The organism is Trinickia sp. (assembly GCF_035492435.1).
Lineage (GTDB): Bacteria > Pseudomonadota > Gammaproteobacteria > Burkholderiales > Burkholderiaceae > Trinickia.
Genome location: NZ_DATJJF010000065.1, coordinates 1 through 2,672, shown reverse-complemented (window position 1 = coordinate 2,672; position 2,672 = coordinate 1). Strand labels below are relative to the sequence as shown.

Genomic DNA, 2,672 nt, shown 5'->3' with positions numbered 1-2,672 from the left:
TCGAGCAATGTATGACTTGTCTTCGTCAACAGGCTCGCAGTAAACCTGCGGTAATCTCAATTTCGAGAGGAGAAATATGAATAAACTTTCAAAGCTCGCGTTCATTGCAGCTACCGCAGTTATGGCTGCATCCGCCATGGCACAGTCGGTGCCGGCGTCGCGACAAGCTACCAACGACAACTGGGTGAATGGTACCGGCGAATACGTGTGGATGAACGGCACGAACGAGCTGTGCTGGCGCGATGCATTCTGGACGCCGGCAACCGCCAACGCAAAGTGCGACGGCGCGCTGGTTGCTCAGGCTCCGACCCCGCCGGCTCCGGTTGCTCCGGCACCGGCTATCACCAGCCAAAAGATTACGTATCAAGCTGACGCGCTGTTCGACTTCGACAAGGCAATCCTCAAGCCGGCTGGCAAGGAACGCCTGGGCGAACTGGCATCGAAGATTCAAGGCATCAACCTCGAAGTCGTCGTCGCTACGGGCCACACCGACCGCATCGGTACGGACGCGTACAACGACCGTCTGTCGCTGCGTCGTGCTCAAGCTGTGAAGGCCTTCCTGGTCAGCAAGGGCGTCGAAGCCAACCGTATCTACACAGAAGGCAAGGGCCGCCGCAACCCGGTTACCACCGGTTGCAACCAGAAGAACCGCAAGCAACTCATCGCCTGCCTCGCACCGGACCGTCGCGTGGAAGTCGAAGTTGTCGGTACGCCGAAGCAGTAAGTTGCACGTTACCGCAGTATCGAAAGCCCCGCTCTGGCGGGGCTTTTTTTATGCGCCAGCGCCGCACCCGCGTGACGGGCGTGACAAATAACGCACACCGCTCGCGGCACCGGCATACCCGGCCGCCGCGAGCGACGGAAGCTGCCACCGGTCCGCCCGCCGGACTTTTGCCGCCCCGTCTCTTGCCCTATATACTCAGGGTTTATCCTCGAGCGTCCGCTCACCGCCCTCATCGAGGCAGTATTCGCCATGACCAACGCCGATCCCCACGAACTACAGAAATTCAGCGACCTCGCGCATCGGTGGTGGGACCCGAATGCCGAATTCAAGCCGCTGCACGAACTCAACCCTCTCCGCCTGGGCTGGATCGACGCCCACGCGCATCTCCCGGGAAAAAAGGTGCTGGATATTGGTTGCGGCGGAGGCATTCTGTCGGAATCCATGGCGGGCCTGGGGGCCCATGTGAAGGGAATCGATCTGTCGACGCAGGCGCTGGGCGTCGCGGATCTTCACAGTCTTGAAAGCGGTGTAACCGTCGATTACGAGGAAATCGCCGCCGAGGCGCTCGCGGCCCGCGAACCGGGCACTTACGACGTGGTCACCTGCATGGAAATGCTCGAGCACGTGCCCGAGCCTGCCGCAATCGTGGAAGCCTGCAAGACCCTCGTGAAGCCGGGTGGCTGGGTGTTCTTCTCCACGCTGAACCGCAATATGAAGTCGTATCTGTTCGCTGTGATCGGCGCCGAATACATCGCGCGCATGCTACCCAAGGGAACCCACGACTACGCGCGCTTCATCCGTCCGTCGGAACTGGCGGGCTTCGTGCGCGCGGCCGGCCTGCGCACCGCCAACATCAAGGGCATCGTCTACAACCCGCTTAGCAAGCACTTCATGCTGTCGTCCGACACGAGCGTCAATTACATGCTCGCCAGCCGCCGCGACGCCTGAACCCTGCACCCGTCCCACTCCGCCGCACCGACCCGAACAATGAGCGACCCGACTCCCCTGCCCCAACGTGAAGACAACGAAGACACGCTCGGTCTTTGCCAAGCGGTGCTTTTCGATCTCGACGGGACACTAGCCGACACGGCGCCCGATCTCGCGGCTGCCGTCAACAAAATGCGCCACGACCGTGGGCTCGAGATGGTCCCACTCGAAAAGCTGCGTCCGCTCGCCTCCGCGGGCGCGCGTGGGCTAATCGGCGGCGCATTCGGCATCGGCCCCGATCATCATGAATTCGCGTCGATGCGCGAGGAGTTTCTCGCCAACTACGAAGCGGATCTGTGCATCGAGACCACGCTGTTCCCCGGCATCGCCGAGGTGCTCGACGAACTCGACGCACGCGGCGTGCGCTGGGGCATCGTCACGAACAAGGTCGCGCAGCTCACCGAGCCGCTAGTCGCGCAGCTGGGGCTCGAGGAGCGTGCCGGCTGCGTGGTGAGTGGCGACACTACCCCGCATTCGAAACCGCATCCTGCACCATTGCTGCACGCGGCACGAGAGTTGGACATCGCGCCCGAGCGCATTGTCTATGTCGGCGACGATCTGCGGGACGTGCAAGCCGGTTTTGCCGCCGGCATGAAGACCGTCGCGGCAGCCTACGGCTACTGTGGCAACGATATCCCGCCGACGCAGTGGCACGCGCAGCACGTCGTTCAATCGCCGGCCGAGCTTCAGAAGTTGCTGCGCGACATTGCATGACGGACGCTCCGGGCATCGAGCGCCGACACACTTGCTAACCAAGTTGCGCGGCCTCTCGTGATCGCTGCCAACAGAGGACGCGACCGTCGATCTATTGTAAAATTAGTCTTTGGCTCATATATTGTGAGCAACGAACCGCGGGGGCGACCTGGTTTCGACAGGGGTTGCGAAGCGGCTAGGGCATGTCGAGGACCCGTCACCTCGTTAATCAATGGGAAAAACGTAACTGCAAACGACGATACGTTCG

The 2,672-nt window shown here is 61.7% G+C and carries 3 protein-coding genes and 1 other RNA gene; all 4 read left to right on the top strand.

Annotation, left to right across the window (positions count from 1 at the left end; all coding sequences use genetic code 11):
- Nucleotides 1–76: 76 nt before the first annotated feature.
- Nucleotides 77–724, top strand: a complete 648-nt coding sequence (ompA, locus tag VL598_RS05025; RefSeq protein ID WP_325325594.1) for an outer membrane protein OmpA — start codon at nt 77–79, stop codon at nt 722–724.
- Between the two features lie 249 nt (nt 725–973).
- A complete protein-coding gene (gene ubiG, locus VL598_RS05020; RefSeq protein WP_325325593.1) occupies nt 974–1,672 on the top strand; it encodes a bifunctional 2-polyprenyl-6-hydroxyphenol methylase/3-demethylubiquinol 3-O-methyltransferase UbiG in 699 nt (232 codons plus the stop codon).
- Between the two features lie 39 nt (nt 1,673–1,711).
- A complete protein-coding gene (gene gph / locus VL598_RS05015) occupies nt 1,712–2,425 on the top strand; it encodes a phosphoglycolate phosphatase (protein WP_325325592.1) in 714 nt (237 codons plus the stop codon).
- Nucleotides 2,426–2,564: 139 nt separating this feature from the next.
- Nucleotides 2,565–2,672: a transfer-messenger RNA gene (ssrA, locus tag VL598_RS05010) on the top strand; the annotation flags it as partial.